Source organism: Salicibibacter cibi (assembly GCF_016495865.1).
In the GTDB taxonomy this organism is placed as follows: Bacteria; Bacillota; Bacilli; order Bacillales; family Marinococcaceae; genus Salicibibacter; species Salicibibacter cibi.
The window spans coordinates 3,709,095-3,726,538 of the sequence record NZ_CP054706.1 but is presented as its reverse complement, the minus strand read 5'-3'; the positions used below and the strand labels follow the sequence as shown (position 1 = coordinate 3,726,538).

15 protein-coding genes and 3 pseudogenes are annotated in these 17,444 nt (G+C 40.7%); 17 read left to right on the top strand and 1 reads right to left on the bottom strand.

Translation table 11 applies throughout. The annotated features are described in order from the left end of the window. Positions 1-446: 446 nt before the first annotated feature. The 10 genes and pseudogenes from HUG20_RS18620 (at position 447) to HUG20_RS20070 (ending at position 10,436) form a co-directional block, all read left to right on the top strand. Positions 447-1,211, top strand: a complete 765-nt coding sequence (locus tag HUG20_RS18620) for an IclR family transcriptional regulator (protein WP_200086425.1) — start codon at positions 447-449, stop codon at positions 1,209-1,211. Positions 1,212-1,308: 97 nt separating this feature from the next. Then, positions 1,309-1,970, top strand: a pseudogene (locus HUG20_RS18615) (transposase); the annotation flags it as partial. Between the two features lie 257 nt (positions 1,971-2,227). Beyond that, complete coding sequence (locus HUG20_RS18610; RefSeq protein ID WP_200086415.1) at positions 2,228-3,436, top strand: CaiB/BaiF CoA transferase family protein; 1,209 nt, start codon at positions 2,228-2,230, stop codon at positions 3,434-3,436. Position 3,437: 1 nt separating this feature from the next. Next, complete coding sequence (locus tag HUG20_RS18605; RefSeq protein ID WP_200086413.1) at positions 3,438-4,385, top strand: hydroxymethylglutaryl-CoA lyase; 948 nt, start codon at positions 3,438-3,440, stop codon at positions 4,383-4,385. A gap of 401 nt (positions 4,386-4,786) precedes the next feature. Further along, positions 4,787-5,785: a tripartite tricarboxylate transporter substrate binding protein gene (locus HUG20_RS18600; RefSeq protein ID WP_200086411.1), complete on the top strand. Its 999-nt coding sequence runs from the start codon at positions 4,787-4,789 to the stop codon at positions 5,783-5,785. A 22-nt stretch (positions 5,786-5,807) separates the two neighbouring features. Then, positions 5,808-6,248, top strand: coding sequence for a tripartite tricarboxylate transporter TctB family protein (locus HUG20_RS18595; protein WP_200086409.1), 441 nt, complete (start codon positions 5,808-5,810; stop codon positions 6,246-6,248). Between the two features lie 38 nt (positions 6,249-6,286). Then, positions 6,287-7,798: a tripartite tricarboxylate transporter permease gene (locus HUG20_RS18590; RefSeq protein ID WP_200086407.1), complete on the top strand. Its 1,512-nt coding sequence runs from the start codon at positions 6,287-6,289 to the stop codon at positions 7,796-7,798. Continuing rightward, a complete protein-coding gene (locus HUG20_RS18585) occupies positions 7,795-8,484 on the top strand; it encodes an RraA family protein (protein WP_200086400.1) in 690 nt (229 codons plus the stop codon). Before HUG20_RS18590 ends, HUG20_RS18585 begins: the two co-directional genes overlap by 4 nt. An 11-nt stretch (positions 8,485-8,495) precedes the next feature. Continuing rightward, positions 8,496-9,374: a prephenate dehydrogenase/arogenate dehydrogenase family protein gene (locus tag HUG20_RS18580; protein ID WP_200086398.1), complete on the top strand. Its 879-nt coding sequence runs from the start codon at positions 8,496-8,498 to the stop codon at positions 9,372-9,374. Between the two features lie 16 nt (positions 9,375-9,390). Further along, positions 9,391-10,436 (top strand): annotated as a pseudogene (locus HUG20_RS20070) (Ldh family oxidoreductase). Positions 10,437-10,574: 138 nt separating this feature from the next. On the opposite strand, the gene HUG20_RS18565 reads toward HUG20_RS20070, so the two are convergent. Then, positions 10,575-11,111 carry a shikimate kinase gene (locus tag HUG20_RS18565; RefSeq protein WP_246476473.1) on the bottom strand — a complete coding sequence of 179 codons (537 nt, stop codon included), beginning with the start codon at positions 11,109-11,111 and terminating at the stop codon, positions 10,575-10,577. A 106-nt stretch (positions 11,112-11,217) separates the two neighbouring features. Here HUG20_RS18565 and aroD point away from each other — a divergent pair, with 106 nt between their 5' ends. The 7 genes and pseudogenes from aroD to HUG20_RS18525 all read left to right on the top strand — a co-directional run bounded on the left by aroD (position 11,218) and on the right by HUG20_RS18525 (position 17,001). Continuing rightward, positions 11,218-11,982 carry a type I 3-dehydroquinate dehydratase gene (gene aroD, locus HUG20_RS18560; RefSeq protein ID WP_200086379.1) on the top strand — a complete coding sequence of 255 codons (765 nt, stop codon included), beginning with the start codon at positions 11,218-11,220 and terminating at the stop codon, positions 11,980-11,982. 114 nt (positions 11,983-12,096) lie between these two features. Further along, a complete protein-coding gene (locus tag HUG20_RS18555) occupies positions 12,097-13,416 on the top strand; it encodes a hypothetical protein (protein ID WP_211199993.1) in 1,320 nt (439 codons plus the stop codon). A gap of 173 nt (positions 13,417-13,589) precedes the next feature. Continuing rightward, positions 13,590-14,761, top strand: a pseudogene (locus HUG20_RS18545) (IS3 family transposase). Positions 14,762-15,295: 534 nt separating this feature from the next. Further along, positions 15,296-15,640 carry a hypothetical protein gene (locus HUG20_RS18540; protein WP_200086373.1) on the top strand — a complete coding sequence of 115 codons (345 nt, stop codon included), beginning with the start codon at positions 15,296-15,298 and terminating at the stop codon, positions 15,638-15,640. A gap of 159 nt (positions 15,641-15,799) precedes the next feature. Then, complete coding sequence (locus tag HUG20_RS18535; RefSeq protein WP_200086370.1) at positions 15,800-15,895, top strand: helix-turn-helix domain-containing protein; 96 nt, start codon at positions 15,800-15,802, stop codon at positions 15,893-15,895. A 491-nt stretch (positions 15,896-16,386) separates the two neighbouring features. Continuing rightward, positions 16,387-16,689: a transposase gene (locus tag HUG20_RS20065; RefSeq protein WP_200086364.1), complete on the top strand. Its 303-nt coding sequence runs from the start codon at positions 16,387-16,389 to the stop codon at positions 16,687-16,689. After that, the gene (locus HUG20_RS18525; RefSeq protein WP_200086357.1) at positions 16,690-17,001 is read left to right on the top strand and encodes a hypothetical protein; all 312 of its coding nucleotides are present in this window, start codon (positions 16,690-16,692) and stop codon (positions 16,999-17,001) included. The last annotated feature ends 443 nt before the right edge of the window (positions 17,002-17,444 follow it).

Here is a 17,444-nt window from a genome sequence, read left to right as displayed (position 1 = left end):
AGGGGAAAATAAACGTAGAAAGGAGAGAGGATCTTAATTAACATAATTGGATGCAACATACACGAGATATTTTATATGACATCACTTCAAATATGGTATGTCTTTTAGTATAATAATTTAGAAATGCCTTTTTGTTTCGTAAAAACGCTCAAGCATTTATAGAATATAAAGTTATAAATGTAATAAAACTGTTTCCGAGAAAAGTGCTACAACAGCCGTCTTTACCGTAGGTGGTCACCATACTACACCCTCAGCAGCAGAAATGCTAATTAGTTGATAACGATAAATAGAATAATCTATAAGTTATCACCGAAACACGAACCGCTATGAATATATTGTTTTGGGACCATTGCGAAAATATGATGCGGGAAGGATTGTCTGATGAATTATGTTATATTTTCCAGGGAGAAATGAACATATGTAGAAGAGGTAGGTGACTGTATACAATGGAAAAGGAACGTGTAAAAGGCTTACGCACGGTACATCGCTCAATTCGATTGCTTAATTGTTTCACAGTGGATGAAACTGAATTATCTTTAACAGAAATATGTACTAAGCTTGAACTCCCAAAGTCGACAACAGCGCGCCTTATTGAAACATTAATTGAAACAGAAATGCTCCAAAGAAATGACCATAATTTCAAATATAAACTTGGCCATAACGTATACACATTAGGTCGAGTAGCTGAAAAATCAAATGATATTGTAAGATTGGCTGCTCCCTTTATGAAACAACTTAGGGAAGATACTGGAGAATCAGTTACTTTGTATAAGATTGAAAGAGATAAAAGAATTTGTCTCGAACGTTTTGTAAGCAATCAACCAATCAGTCATAATGTCACGGTCGGTACGCGTTTGGACCTTGATATAGGCTCTGCAGGAAAAGCCTTGCTCGCGTTTCAGGATGATCTCTTTGTTGAGAAAATACTAAAAAGACAGGAATTCTATGGCAGAATGGAACGGCTATGGTCTGAACTGAAAGAAATCAAAAAAACGAATATTACAAAAAGCTATGATGAGCGTGGAACAGGGGTGAATGCTGTGTCCTCTGCGATTTATAATATGACAGGTCAAGTCAAATTTGCACTATGTGTTTCCGGACCAAGTGTAAGATTTACAAAAGAGAAAATGGACAGGTGGGGATCGCGGGTGCAAAAAGATGCCGCCTCCATATCAAGCTCTTCGGGTTATGAACCTGAAGTAAAAACGTGAGTATTCGCACCCTGGTAAGCCAATTAAAAAACACCATGAAATTGGATGAAACAACAACTTCCGTTCTCTTTGTCAGAAGGTCGGATTCAAGAAAGACATTTGTGCTGTCAGTAAGGACTGGAGAGAAAGTGCCGATACCAAGGGAAGTACATGAATGCAAAGGAACTGATGAAAACCTTGAAAAACGAGGGTTAAAAAACGTTGCCGCAAACGCAATTATCCGGTATTATGAAGTCACCGTTATTATCTCGGGATTGATGAAACCGTCCCATTGTTTCTTGTCGCTTTCCATACCAAAAAGATTGGCGATTGTATCTCTCAACAGATCTCAGCTTATCATTCATTGAAACCATGGAAATTTATTCGGTTCGTTGGACCATCGAGATCTTTTTCAGAGAAACGAAACAGCACCTTCAGCTGGGAAAATGCGAATCCCAAGATTTTGACGCTAAAATTGCCCATGTAACGACCACTTACATCCTGTATGCCTTTTTGTCTTATTACCGACGAGTCAACGATTACGAAATCCTGGGAGGGCTATTTGAAGAGATGAAAGGCGACATGGTAGAGAAAAATATGGCGCAACAATTATGGGGCATGTTTGATGAGCTCCTGGACGTGGTTATCATGGCCATCTCAAAATCAGGAACGGTCGACATTCATGCTTTTAAGAAGTCCGAGGAATACCAATATATCAAAACGCTTTTTGAAGACTCATTTTTGAGTCATCAGCTATTTGACGGCAATAATGTCGCTTAAAGGACGAAAATGGAATTTAGGCAGAAACACTTTCATACAAGGATTTAGGAAGATATATATACGCTTAATCCCTTGTTATTTGGGTTGCGAAACTCGAGTAAAAAAATTGATTAAAGATGCGAGTCAGATTTTGGCTTGCTTCTTTTTTTTATGAAAATAATGTGGTAGACTAATAAAAAGTTCCGATAATTGATATTTAATTATTATTATGTGGAACAAAAATTCATCTAAGAAAACAATACATGGAGGTAGTATACATGTCAGAGACACAAACAGGACCATTATCTGGTATACGTGTGATTGATGCCTCAACGGTTTTAGCAGCTCCGTTTACTGCCAGTTTACTCGGGGATATGGGGGCTGAAGTGATCAAAATAGAACTCCCCGAAAAAGGTGATCCTTTAAGAGGTTTGGGACCATATAAAGATGAAGAACCGTTAAGATGGCCTGGAATGTCACGTAACAAGGAATCTATCACGCTCGATATTCGCAAACCAGAGGGGCAAGATATTTTTAAAGATTTAATCAAGACAGCGGATGTTTTAATTGAAAATTTCAGACCAGGAACACTTGAAAAATGGGGAATTGGTTATGAGGACTTGAAAAAAATTAACAGTCGTCTGGTAATGTCCCGTCAGTCAGGATATGGACAAACAGGGCCATACGCTGAAAAAGCCGGTTTTGGTACACCGGGAACTGCTTTTTCCGGTTATACTTACTTGCAAGGTTTTAAAGATCGTCATCCAGTGAGCCCTTCCTTTTCACTGCTTGATTATATTTCTGGTATCTTCATGGCATTTGGTACGGTAAGTGCACTATACAATCGCGATACGAACAATGACTCCGAGGGGCAAGTTGTTGAAATGGGGTTGTATGAAGCGATGTTTCGGATGATGGATTTTCTTGTGGCTGAGCATGACCAGCTCGGGGAAGTGAGAGAACGTGCACCAATGTTACACGGTCATTCAAGTCCAGCTGGTACTTACCAAACCAAAGATAATCATTGGGTTGTCATGGTATGTAGTACACAACGGACTTGGGAACGTTTAGCGCAGGCATTAGATCGAGAGGATTTAATTGATGATCCTCGCTATTTAACGAACGTAGAACGTATGGAAAATGATCAAGATTTGCAAGATCTGGTTACAGAGTTTATTGCAAATCGGGACAAAGAAGAATTAACAGAAATCCTTGACCATTATGGAGTACCGGTTTCACCGATCTTAAGTATTGAAGAAATTTTCAAGCATCCTCATTATCAAGCTCGAGAAAACATTGTAGAAGTGGAGCACCCACGTCTTGGTTCAATCAAAGTACCTGGAATTGTACCGAAGTTTTCTAAAACCCCCGGTCAAATTCGACATAGAGCACCAGATTTGGGAGAAGATAATGAGAAGATTTATGGACAACAACTTGAAATGACAGACAAAAAAATCACTGAACTTAAGGAAAAGGGGATCATTTAAAATGGCTGATTGGACACTACCTAACGAAGTCACTATCTGGGAAGTTTTACCGCGTGACGGATTTCAAATGGAAAGTGATTGGATACCAACAGAAGAAAAAATTCGTATCATTCGCCATTTGGCTCAAACAGGAATTAAACACATTGAGGCAACGTCGTTTGTACATCCGCGTGCGATTCCACAGTTAAAGGATGCTGAGTCTGTCATTAAAGGTGTTCAGGATCTTAATAATATTACTTTTAGAGCATTAGTTCCCAATTTAAAAGGCGCGGAACGAGCGATTGATGCAGGCGTGAGGAAACTAAAGCTTCTTTTGTCATCAACTGATTCTCACTCATTGAATAATTCCAATAGCACAGTCAAGGAAGCGCAGGAAAAATTACTTCCTATTGTTGATTTTGCAACCACAAAAAATGTTGAGGTAAGCGGTTCTCTCACGGTTGCATTTGGATGCCCTTATGAAGGTGAGGTTCCGGTCGATAAGATTATACCGTTAATCGAGCGCTACAATGAAATGGGCATCAAGGAGGTGTCACTTGCTGACACTACTGGCATGGGTAACCCGATACAAGTATACGAAGTACTTGGGAAGCTAAGAAAAACATTTCCTGATTCCATGTTCACGCTGCATCTTCATAATACAAGAGGAATGGCGTTTGCCAATGCCTTGGCAGGTTTGTCACAAGGGGTGACATCATTTGATAGTTCTACAGCTGGGCTTGGTGGTTGTCCTTACGCACCAAATGCAGCGGGAAATATTGCAACGGAGGATCTCGTTCACGGTTTTCATGAGATGAACATTCAAACAGGAATTGATGTAGATAAGCTTGTAGATGCAGCAAGCGGTGTTGCAAAAACCTTCGGTCATGACGGAGGAAGCTTCGTATTAAAAGCAGGACAAAACAAAGATCTGCATGTGAAGCCTAAAAGGCAAAAAAAGATGGGATAAAGACAAAGATAAAAGACCTATAAATGGCAGGTGACGTTACTGTACTCTGCACTTTATAATTTTCTGTCTATTATCTTAAATATTAATAGATATTGTAAATTTTTACAATCTATTTGGTAATTTTAGTTCTATCCATTCATATGCCGTTATAAAATGGAAATCGCAGACTATTTTATTAAATCTATGGGATTAAGACGATATTCAAATGCTAAATTTGTATTGCTCAAACGGGTAAATTTTCTAAACCCCTGCTTTAGAAATAATTAAGCATTGGGATTCCATAACTCGAAAAGTTTCTCTTAATAATAATTTTTTCGTAAAGTCGCTCACTCATTGATGAAACCGAATTCAATAAGTTGCTAACATCCGAATAAAAGAATATAGAAGGGAGTTGAATTCAAATGAAGAAGTTACTTCCATTTTTAATATTAGGATTATTTCTGTCAGCTTGTAATGAAACGGACTCTACTACCAGTCAGGAGGAAGAGCGTTGGGAACCTGAAGCAAATGTTGAGTTGGTCGCCCCTGCAAGAGCTGGTGGGGGATGGGACACATCGGCACGAATGATTGCTGATGTCATTATGGAACAAAATTTAATGGATCAAGATATTGGTGTGGTCAATAAACCCGGGGGGACAGGTGCAGTAGGCTGGGCATATATTGAAAATGTTCAAGACCCTCAAAATATCTTTACTACATCAACCACGATGGTTTTTTCTATGTTGGCTGGCAATTCGGATTACAACTGGGATGATATGACTCCTATCGCAAACTTAGCAGCCGATTATGGGATTATCGCGGTAAGAGAAGATGCACCATGGGATACATTGACCGAATTAATGGAAGATTATAAAGAAAATCCCGAAGACATTACAGTCACTGGAGGAAATACGCCTGGTGGTTTTGATCATGTTCAATTCATTGACTTAGCACAAGAGGCAGGTATCCCAATGGAAGATATCAGTTATGTGGCTGATCAATCAAGTGGAGGAATCCCGAATTTACTAAGTGGGAATGTAGATGTACTTACTTCCAAACTCGGTAGTGGTGTGATAGAACAACATCGTGCGGGAGACATTAGAATTTTGGCCGTGTTATCTGAAGATCGTCTGGAAGCCGAAGATGTATCCGATTTTCCGACAGCAGTAGAACAAGGATATGATACCGTGTTTATAAATTGGCGCGGAGTATATGGCCCGAGCAGTTTGACGGATGCCCAAGTAGAGTATTACGAGGACATTATGAGACAAGTTAGTGAATCAGACCAATTTGCCGATATTCGCGATCAATTTGGATGGGAAGAAATGTTTATGGGAAGCGAAGAATATACAGAGTTTATCCGAGAAGAAGTAGAAGAAAACCGAGTGATAATGGATGAACTTGGTCTTTTAGATGAATAACCCTGGGAGGAGTGGATGTCGCATGACAATGAATCAAAAAATTAGTATCCCTCTATTAGTACTTGCTGTGAGCTATATAATAGCAAGTATTCTCTTGCCAACCTATGAGTACATCATTATTGATGCTAATGCGTTCCCCATTCTTCTAGGATCATTACTGATTATTTTATCAGTTATATTGTTCTTCACGAAGAGTGACGAAGGTGCAAGTCTCTTTGTAGCAAAAAAAGATTTTAAAGTTATTGCCACTGTTCTAGGCATGCTTCTCATTTATATTTTACTATTAGAGCATCTTGGATTTGTGTTTATTACAACATTGTTTATCTTTATTTGCTCTCTATTTCTCGGCTATCGAAATCATATAGCGAATGCCATTGTCTCAATTATCGTTCCTATCAGCTTATATTTATTATTTACGAGATACTTAATGATTGCATTACCAGAGGGTATTTTACCATTTTAGACATCGTGATTATCTTCATAAGGAATTGAGGTGCAAATATGAATGGTTTTGGTGGAATTTTAGAGGGTTTTCAAGTTGCTTTTAGTCTAGAAGGAATGCTCTTTGTGGCAATCGGTGTAATTGTTGGAACTGCAATTGGTATTATGCCAGGGCTTGGACCAATTACTGCAATTGCTGTAATGATCCCTATTACATATGGCATGGATCCAACGTTTGCTTTGGTTATGATGGCTGGTGTCTATTATGGAGCAATATTCGGGAGTTCAACTTCTTCCATTTTGATAAACACACCGGGGGCAGCAAGTACAGTTGCCACAACATTTGATGGTTATCCAATGGCCCAACGAGGAGAGGCGGGGAAGGCGCTTGCGATCGCGGCAATGGCCTCCTTTGTCGGAGGGACAGTTGCAGCGATTCTCCTCATGCTATTTGCTCCGGTGTTGTCGAGTTTAGCTGTTTCATTTGGACCAGCAGAATACTTCGCGCTCATGTTATTCGGGATGACTGCTATCGCTAGTCTTTCTGAAGGTTCCTCAGTTCGTGCATTTATTTCTGCTGTATTAGGATTTATGGCTGTTACCATAGGTATTGATTCACAAACGGGAACGAGTCGCTTTACATTTGGAAGCGTGAATTTGCTAGAAGGGATTGACTTTCTCGTAGTCGCACTCGGTCTTTTTGCTTTAGCGGAAGTGAGTTCATTAATTATTAATCGTCATGATCGCTCTATTGAGAAAATGTCAAATATTGGATCCATTAAGTTGACGAGAAAAGACTTTAAAGAGATGACCGGGCCTATGTCCAGGCAATCAGTACTCGGCTTCATCATTGGTGTTTTGCCAGGTGCAGGCGCAACAATTGCATCATTCATGAGTTATATTGCTGAGAAAAGAGTATCAAAAAAACCTGAAGAATTTGGGAAAGGGTCTGTAAAAGGTTTAGCCGCACCGGAAACATCAACTAATGCAGCCTCTACAGGATCTTTTGTACCGTTATTGAGCTTAGGGATTCCCGGATCTGGTACAACTGCGGTATTATTAGGTGCATTTTTAGTATTAGGTGTTCAACCAGGTCCAATGCTTGTCTCGGAAGAACCCTCAATATTTTGGGGAATCATCGTCAGCATGTATTTGGGGAATGTAATCTTGATTATTTTAAACCTTCCTCTCATCCCCTATATATCAAAGGTCTTAAAGATCCCGAGACCACTTTTGATTTCTTTGGTTTTGACTTTTTGTTTGATCGGGATTTACGCAATCAGTTTCAGCACTTTTGATTTATATCTGCTTGTTTTGTTTGGCGTGATTGGTTTTGTCCTTAAAAGTTTAAAATTCCCAGCTGCTCCATTCATTTTGGCCTTTGTGTTGGGTGAGCTTTTGGAAGAGAACTTCAGAATGGCTTTAACCATCTCAAACGGAGATGTGATGGTATTTTTACAAAATCCTTTAATCATAACACTACTTATATTATCTGTACTTTCCATCATTCTTCCTAATCTACGTAAGAAGAAACATCAAAAATTTGATCAAAATAAAGGAGTGGAAAAATGAGAAGCGAAAATAAATATCCCGAAAAATTATCAAAAGAGATCATTGAACGAGCTCGGTTTCTTAATAGTTCCCTTATTGCGGACGCAATGGATGGTGCCAATACCATGAGTCATGAAATTAAACCAGTTGGCAAAGACATGGATTTTGTTGGTACTGCTGTCACGGTATCTATGAAACCCGGTGATAACCTGTTTTTGCATCAGGCGATTTATGATGGTGAGCCGGGATATGTGCTTGTTGCAGATGGAAAGGATCATAAAAAAAATGCTTATCTTGGAGAATTAATGGCTGCAGCAGCTAAAGCCGTCGGTTTGGAGAGTATCGTCATCGATGGGTTAGTTAGAGATAAAAACGACCTTACAAGATTAGGGTTTCCGATATATGCAAAGGGATTCGTTCCGAACGGCCCTTACAAGGAAGGGCCCGGAAACTATAATATCCCCATCGTATGTGGGGGCATAGTTGTACAACCTGGTGATTTGATCGTCGGTGACAATGATGGGGTTGTTGTTGTACCAAGAATAGAAATCGAATATGTTTTTAAGCGAGCGGAGAAAAAACAATCATATGAAGGGAAACGTCTGGAAACCATTGCTATATACGAAAAAGAAAGAAGAGACGGTTATGTTACGAGCAGTATAAAGCCAGATTGGCTCGAGGAAAAAATAGATCAATTTAAGGGATAGGAGTTTTAAGAATGAAAGTAGGTTTCATAGGATTTGGAGAGGCCGGTTTTGAGCTTGCATCTGGATTAGATAGTGAAAGTATAGATAATCTTGTAGCATATGATGCTTTCTGTGATGACCCTAAATTTGGTGCAAAAGTGAAAAACCGTGCGGATAAAGCAAACGTTCACTTGGTGAATAGACCAGAGAACGTGGTAGAAAAAGCCAATACAATTTTTGTTGCTGTTCCTACTCAATTCGCTTTAGAAGTTTGTAAAGAAATAAAAGAGAGAATTAATGAAGATATTCTTTATGTAGATGTCTCAGCATCAAACCCTGATATTAAGAAAGAAATTGATGAACTGGTCACATGCGCAAACGGAAAATTTGTTGATGCTGCAATGCTCGGACCATTAACTGTACATCAACATAAAGTCCCAATGGTGGCCAGTGGGGGTGGGACTCAAACTTTCATAGAACGCATGGAACCATACGGCATGAACATTCAAGAGGTTAGTAAAAAGGCCGGAGATGCTTCTTCTATCAAACTATTACGTAGCATTTACATGAAAGGCACTGCAGCATTACTAATAGAATTACTGGAAGCAGCAAGAACTCTAAACGTTGAAGAACCCGTCATCTATTCTCTCGAGGAAACAATGGCTGCTTCACCATTTAGAAAAACACTAAACCAATTGGTCACAGGAACCTCAATTCATGCTGAAAGAAGGGCCGAAGAACTGGAGGGCTCCCTTATCATGTTAGAAGAGCTAAAATTAGGATCAAAACTGACCGCAGCTGTAAAGGATAAATTAGAGTACGTGTCTAAACTAAATGTTCGAGAACAATTTGGGGGAGATCGCCCTGAAAAATGGGAAACCGTTATTGACAAAATCATTGATATAAAGTAATAAAGGAGCAACCGCTATGTCTACAGTCAGTATGCCAAAAGAAGAGTTAAAACAGCTTGTACAGAATATTTTCCAAGCTGAAGGTATGGAGTCTGATGATGCTCATACCATTGCAAAGCATTTAACCTTAGCAAACCTTCGCGGTATTGATTCACATGGTGTAAGCCGTGTAAAGAATTATACAGAACGTCTTCGGTCGGGCCTGTTTTCAAAGGGTACAAACTTTACCATCCATAAAGAATATCCCTCTAGTTGCTTAATAGACGGAAATAATAGTATGGGTATACTTCTTGCCACTGAAGGTATAAAAATTGCTGTTGAAAAAGCCAAAGATACAGGCGTCGGCATTGTGTCGATTAATCATTCTAATCATTGCGGAATGCTTGCAGATTATGTGAAATACGCTGCGGATAATGATTGTATCGCACTTGCGACTACAAATGCACCATCAAGTATGGCGCCATGGGGTGGAACAGAAAGTTTCTTTGGGACCAATCCATTTGCTTATGGCATTCCTAGTGGGAATGCCCCCCCATCGTATTCGATATGGCAACAAGTGTTGTTGCTCGTGGTAAAATACGCCTTGCACAAAAGAATGAAATGAAAATCCCGGTCGGTTGGGCTATTTCTAAAGACGGGGAGGAAACCGATGATCCAAATGTAGCACTGGACGGGGGATCAGTGCTTCCTGTTGGAGGACCAAAAGGGTATGGTTTAACATTTTTTGTAGAGGTGTTATCAAGTCTTTTAAGCGGGGCTAGTTTCGGACCGCATATAGGCAGCTTGTATACAGACGAAAAGCAAAACGTTGGACAGTTCTTTTTAGTTTTCAAAGCTGATTTATTTACTGACTTTGAAACATTTAAAACAAGAATGATTCAAATGAGGAGTGAAATCAAAAACACGCCACTTGCCAAAGGATTTGATCATATTTATTTACCGGGTGAGCTCGAATTCATTCAACAAGAAAAGAGAGAAAAAGAAGGAGTCCCATTAACTAAAGCAGTCTTTAATGAATTAAAACAAGTCGCTGAAGAAAATAAAATTAAAGGTTTTTATTAGTTCGCCCAATGTCCAACCTCAATGAAGAAGCAAAGGTTGGACAGTTGGCTTTCGTAAAATTGATTATTTAGGAGTGGACTTATTTTTTTGCAACCCTGAGTACAATACCTGCATGCAGTTCTTCGTTTCATATAGTTCTTAGATAGACTTACCCTGAAGAGCTGAAATAATCTTATCGCTCGCCTCTTCAGGGTCGAGTCCATCGACGGTGACACGATAATGATGTTGGTCGTAAATGGTTTGGCGATCATCGTAAAGCGTTCGGATTTCTGAGATGGTGCGGCCGTGTAGCACCGGCCGGGTTTCGACGAGCATATCCAATCGCTCGAGCCACGCGGTCCAAGAGATATGTAAAAAAATGACCGTCGTATTTTTCATGCAAATGTCACGCACCTCTTCCTGGAGAAAAGCCCCTCCACCAACAGAAATGATGGCGTTTCCAGCGGAAGACGCTGATAGATAGTTGGCGATTTCCATTTTTTCTTTCGCGCGAAACGCTGCTTCACCTTCCTTTTTGAAAATTTCCGTGATTGGCATGCTTTCCTTTTCCTCAATGATTTTATCAATATCCGCAAAAGGTTTGTTTAATTTTTTTGCTAACGCTTCACCGATCATTGTTTTGCCGGATCCCATGAAGCCGGTGAGTAAAATCGTTTCGTCTATCGATGTTGCCACGCAAATAACCTCGCTTTCCTATCATCTTTGATTGTCATTGTAGCAAACCATGATTGAAAAGTAACGATTGAAAGGGGAAAATGGTAGGAAAGGAGATGGGATGAATATGAACAAGGGATTACAACTACGTACGCGAAAAGGGGACGAAACAGTTCATCCAAAGATTTGTGTTCCGTTAATGGGAAAGAATCGTGAGGCTCTACAGGATGAATGGAAACAGTTAAAAGAAAAGACAGTGGATCTCTTGGAGTGGCGCGTGGACTACTTTGAAAACATTCGAGACGTGGATCTGATTGTTGATATCGCGACAGAGATTCAACGAGAAACAAAACGTCCGCTATTGTTTACGAAACGTTCCGAGGAAGAAGGAGGACAAGCGGTTTCTCTTAATGAGAATGAGGTTGTGCAACTTTATGAAGCAGTCATCGCAAACGATGCTGTGCACGGGGTCGATATAGAATTGCGTCAGCAGGAAAAAAATATACATCATCTCATCGAGCAAGCGAGGAATCAGAAAATTGATGTCATTCTTTCCTATCATAATTTTACGGAGACGCCTTCGGCACTATTGTTGGAAGAAAAGATAAGTGAAGCTGTGGTATTAGGGGCCGATGTTGCCAAGATAGCCGTGATGCCGCAATCAAAAATGGACGTACTTACTCTCTTGCAGGTTACTGAAAAAATGAGCCACACGATGCCGATTCCTCTCATATCGATGGCCATGGGAAGAAATGGAATGATATCACGTTTGGCAGGAGGACTGTTCGGCTCGGCACTTACGTTTGCCTCTGGCGCGCAATCCTCAGCACCAGGACAAATCCCTACCGCAGACGTTGAGCAAGTTCTTCGTATTCTAAAGCGGAATATGTAATCATAATCATAGAATAAAGCGAAGCTCCCACCTCCCACCTCCCACATCTCACCTCTAATAAAGTAGGTGTTTTCGATATTTTATTTATTTTTTATCTTAGTGATCAGTTACTTATTGAGTGAAGTCGTTGCATTGGAGTTTTTGGATTATGTAATTGGCATCAGTTCAATTGCGATTATTTTATTAACGATAAACAAGGCAGGTCCGCTGTATCGATGGGTGGGCCTTTCTTTCTTGGTGCTCGCGGTTATTTCTTATAGTACTGTTGCTCCGATTGATGAGCCTTTTTTGTCGTTGTTTGGATCGTTGGCTGGGTTGCTATCTTTGCTGTTTCTATTGCCTTGTATGAGCGTGGTGGTGTCTATTGGCCACTATGATCAGGCGCTCGGGAACATGATCAGCAATGGCCCGCGGCCGACGGCCACGACTCTTTACAAGCGGACGTCGCTTGTCACCTATATGCTTACCTTATTTTTGAACGTGGCAACGATACCGGTTGTCGTGTCAGCAGTGAATCAAAAGATTAAATCGCTAGGTAAAGAAAAAATTCAGCAGTTTTTTTCCCACAGTTTGCTGCGGGCTTATGCATTCGTGTTGCTGTGGAGTCCAACGGAGATACTCGTTGCCGCGAGCATTGACATTACCGGGCAAAGCTATTTGACGTTGCTGCCAACATTGCTTGTGATTAGCATGCTGTTCATGAGTGTTGATTGGTATTTGCATAGCAAGCGCTACAAAGGTGTTCACATTGAAGCGCTGGAAGCAGGGGAGGGGGTTGGGCAAAAGCAGTTAGCGAAAAAACTTAGGCAAATGGCACTCGCGATCACGGTATTTATTTTGCTCGTGCTTCTGTTTAACAGTTTCGGCGGACAAACCTTTTTATTTACCGTTACAATTTTAATCGTGCCTTTTACGTTCGGATGGGCGTTATTTTTGAAAAGGGGGAAGCGATTCCGTACGTTGGCTTTTTCCCGGGTGAAAGGGAATGCTCAGCAAATGCACGGTCTGTTTTTCTTGTTTTTATCTGCCGGTTTTTTTGTGGAGATTTTTCCGTATACCGGTGTGTTTGACCAGCTGCAAACGATGCTCCAACATGTATATGAAAATTATACCGTTTTGCTTTTTTACTCGATTATCGGCTTTATTATTTTCGGCCTTGCCCTGATCGGTTTCCATCCATTGATTTCTATCGCGCTCATCACGCCATTTCTCGGTGATGTCGTCGCGGCATATCCATATGGGGTCAGCGTTTTGTTGATTGGCGCAGGCCTTTGCACGATCATGATCGGACCGCTCAATGTTACGCCGACCATCCTTGCAATGCAATTAAGAGTAAGTCCGTACACGATCATTAAGCGAAACATCCCTTTCGCGCTAGTGTTTCTCACATTTATTATTTTGGTCGCTTATGGGTTTTCGGTGTTGATGGGTTGAAGGCGATGTGGGTGATCAATTTGGCTTAAAATATAAGGTTTTTTGATTACCAAGCTGTGGTCGATGAATTGAACGTTGATCCAAAGATATTCGAAAGAGTCATTTGGAGGTAGAATAAAAGTTGGACACACAAAATTGGTGCGTTGTTACAATGGATCTAAAGGAGTGTGCCGATAGTGCAACATCATGATATAGAATTTAAGCGGTATGCGGTGAAACTCATCGTTCAGGAGGGGAAAAAGCGAGCGGATGTCGCGAGAGAGCATGGGATCTCCGATAGCACGCTGGAAAATTGGGTGAGAAATTATCGGGAGGACAAGGGAGACGCCCTTTTCGGAAACGGTTATCTCACGCCAGCGGAAGAGCAGCATCAAAGGGATATGAAACGAATTGAGGAATTGGAAGAAGAAGTGGCGATTCTAAAAAAGGCGGCGGCCTTCTTCGCCAAAAACCAGGCGTAATCTATGCCTTCATCGAGGAACACCGACACGAGTTTCGTGTGGCGAAGATGTGCAAGGTTTTAGGTGTTTCCAGAGGCGGCTATTATGAATGGCGTAACCGTGCGCAATGCTCGCAAAAACAGCGGAAGGCATCCATCGTCGAAGCCATAAAAGAAATCTTCGTTCAATCCCGAAAAACGTATGGGAGTCCGCGGATAACGATGGAACTGTATAAACAAGGCTTAACGGTCACACAGAAAACGGTCTCGACTTATATGCGAGAATATGGGCTTCGTCCAAAGAGCGCCAGTAAGAAAGGGAAAAAGACAACGGATTCCAATCATCATCAACCGATTTATCCCAACCTGCTTAAACGAGATTTTCATACGGAGCAGCCCGGCGAGACTTGGGTGGCGGATATCACCTATATCTGGACCCGGGAAGGCTGGCTTTATCTAGCATCAGTGATGGACTTATTTTCTCGAAAGGTCATTGGCTGGAATATCAGTCACCGTCTCACGAAAGAACTGGCTACGACTGCCCTACATCGGGCTATGCGCCTTCAACCGCCGCAAGAGGGACTCATCCATCATTCGGACCGGGGGAGCCAATATGCGTCCCATGACTACCAGGCCATTCTCCGGGAACACGGCATGCGCACAAGTATGAGCCGGAAAGGCGATTGTTATGACAATGCGTGCATCGAGTCTTTTCATGCAACCATCGAAAAAGATCTGCTTGCGCATGAAACCTACGATACACGGGAGGAGGCTAAGATGAGCGTTTGGGAGTATATTGCCTGCTTTTACAACGAAGAACGCACGCATTCCACCATTGGCTATGTGTCGCCTAACCAATTCGAACGGCAGTATAGACAAGCTCAAGGAGGCGATACGACGGCGTAACGAAAAACGCGGAAAACAAGCATGATCGTTATTGCTGGGAGCCGTGAACTTTACCTTTGACAGCTGTGCCCGATTCCGCGATCCGACGGTTGGGGATCGGGGCCCCCGGCCGCAGGATCGTGTGAATCGATCGGTTCGTGGTATCCTAAGCATGCGGCTGATGCTAACATGAGTTTTTTCTTCCAGCCGCCATCAGATGCACACCACGAACCGAAACAGCTGTCAAAGGCGGCGGATTTGGAGAAGAGTCGCTTGAAACTTGAAGACTGAAAAGGCACCAATTTTTGTGCTCGTATTATTGACATAACTCCACATTGGTGAAATAAGAGAAGAATTTCTTAATGTTGGAGCTATTAAAGGAGGATCAACAGTTGTGACAAGGAAAAGCTGTTAAAAATGATAAAGGAATATAAGTTATATCTTTTAAATCCATCTAATCCCGATTTGAACATTCATCAGTTAGATCGCATTTTTGAAGAAAAAGGCATATAATAATGGAAATGAGGTTAAACTGAACAAAAGGAGTTGTTCTGAATGCCTGAACCTTTTAAAAAGGATTTACCATTTGATGAATTTATATATAAGTTAAAAAAAGAACTTGAATATCATCGAAATGGTGAGACAGTTTATCGCCAACAGACAGCAAAAATGGCGTTAGATGTTGCTTTAACGGTGAGAAAAGTAACTCCGTTCTTAAACCCTGTTAAAGTAAAAAAGACAGTAGATGGTTACTTTCCTTCACACGGTAATCATCGAAAAAATGATGTTGCAAAAATGTTGCGAGTGATCGCTAGAAGTATTTATTTAGAACGTACTGTTCCCGAGGAAGTAAACGAGTATGTCAATAAAAAGGTGAAAAATAAAGTTGTTTTAAAATAATTCAGGAACGGAATTCATAAAAAGCTGATGGTTCACCTATTCATATAGGCTTACTGTCGGTTTTTTTTATTTTTATTAGAAAAATAGGAAAAAAAGCTCGGTCAAGAACTTACATTTGGTATAATGAAAGGGAATCAAAGGTTTGGGAGGTGACAACAAATGCAGGTAAACATGAATTATAAATACGAAATGTTTCCAAACGAAGATCAGATGCAAAAGATGGATCATTGGTTGTCTATTTGTCGTCAACAGTAGAATTCCGCCCTTTTAGACAAACAGCGTTTTTACCAAAAGAATAAGGCCGGCCTATCCCGACATGAATTGCAAAGACAGCAATCAAAGGATAAACGAACATTTGCCCTTCTTAAAACAATGCCGTCGGAACCTTTGCAGGAGGTATTTTTTCCGCCTAGAAAAAGCGTATAAGACCTTTTTCGAAGGGCGTGCACGTTACCACAATTTGGGGTTGAAAAACGAAAGATAAAAAACAAGAAAACCGGTAATGTCAACGTACACGACGTTCGTTATGCTGCTTCGTTAGACGAGAACAATCGTCTTCTAATCTCAAAGCTCGGAGCCGTGTATGTCAACTTTCATCGCCCATTGGAAGGAAAGGTGAAACAGGTTACGATCAAACGGCAGGGTTATCGTTGGTTTGCGATCTTCAGTGTCGAAAGACACGTAAACGAAACGGTTGATTCCCTGTTCAATCAACAGGCGTTGATGTTGGTTTTCATACATTTGTCGTGCTATCGGATGGAACCAAAATCGAAAATCCGAGGTTCCTGTTGAAGGCAGAAAAGAAATTGAAACGATCGCAAAAGAAACTTTTCCGCATGAAGAAAGGTTCAAATAACTGGAGGAAACAGCTTCAAAACGTACAGCAGCTGCACCTAAAAGTGGCGAACCAACGGCGTGATTTTCTCCATAAGCGAAGCTATCATCTTTCGAAAACGTATAAATACGTTTTTGTGGAAGACTTGATTATCTCCCATCCGTTAAAATGTAAAAACATTATGATGACGTTTTCTATGAAAGAGGTGTTTTAAGTGAACGAAACAACGCCTACTTCAAAAAAACGAAGCGCTTTTTTTATCCCGGAAGTAGGAGTATGGATTCTCATATGGATAGTATTGACTGTATATTCGTTTGCTTCTTTTTTTAATACAAATATCCCTGAAGGATCTAACAACATTGAAATAATAAGTGTATATGCTTTTTACCTTCTCTTACCTCTAGTCCTCGTTATCAAAGGAATAAAAATGATTACAATGAAAAAAAGTAGAAGGGCTATTTTATACCTTTGTCTGTGTGTTTTATTTATCATACTTTTTTGGACTCCGTGGGAAAATTTATTATGATAATACACTAATTTCCATACAAAAGAGGGGGTGCCCCCTTCTTATTCAATGGTATCGTAGTAGGAATTTCGATAACAGAATCAGCCGATGAAATTCCGTTATTTTGCCTTTCTTCAATTTCATGATAACAAATAGAGTGGATTGAAAGGAAAGAGCAAAATTTTGACGATATGCCCGATGAAGCAGTTTCAGCAAGAGAGGGCAGTAGACTATCTAGCAATTGAAACGAGAAGAAGAACGCACTATTTAATGGAGAATTATATGGACAATGTCATCGGGCACATTGTTTCGATTATTGATTCACCTCACGCTAGCGTATTGTTTAAGCATGGCGTCCCAGGCAGGATTCGAACCTGCGGCCTACAGCTTAGAAGGCTGTTGCTCCTGCTTCAATAAAAAACCCGCAGCAATGCGATCCATTGCTGCGGGTTAAGCTTTACTTT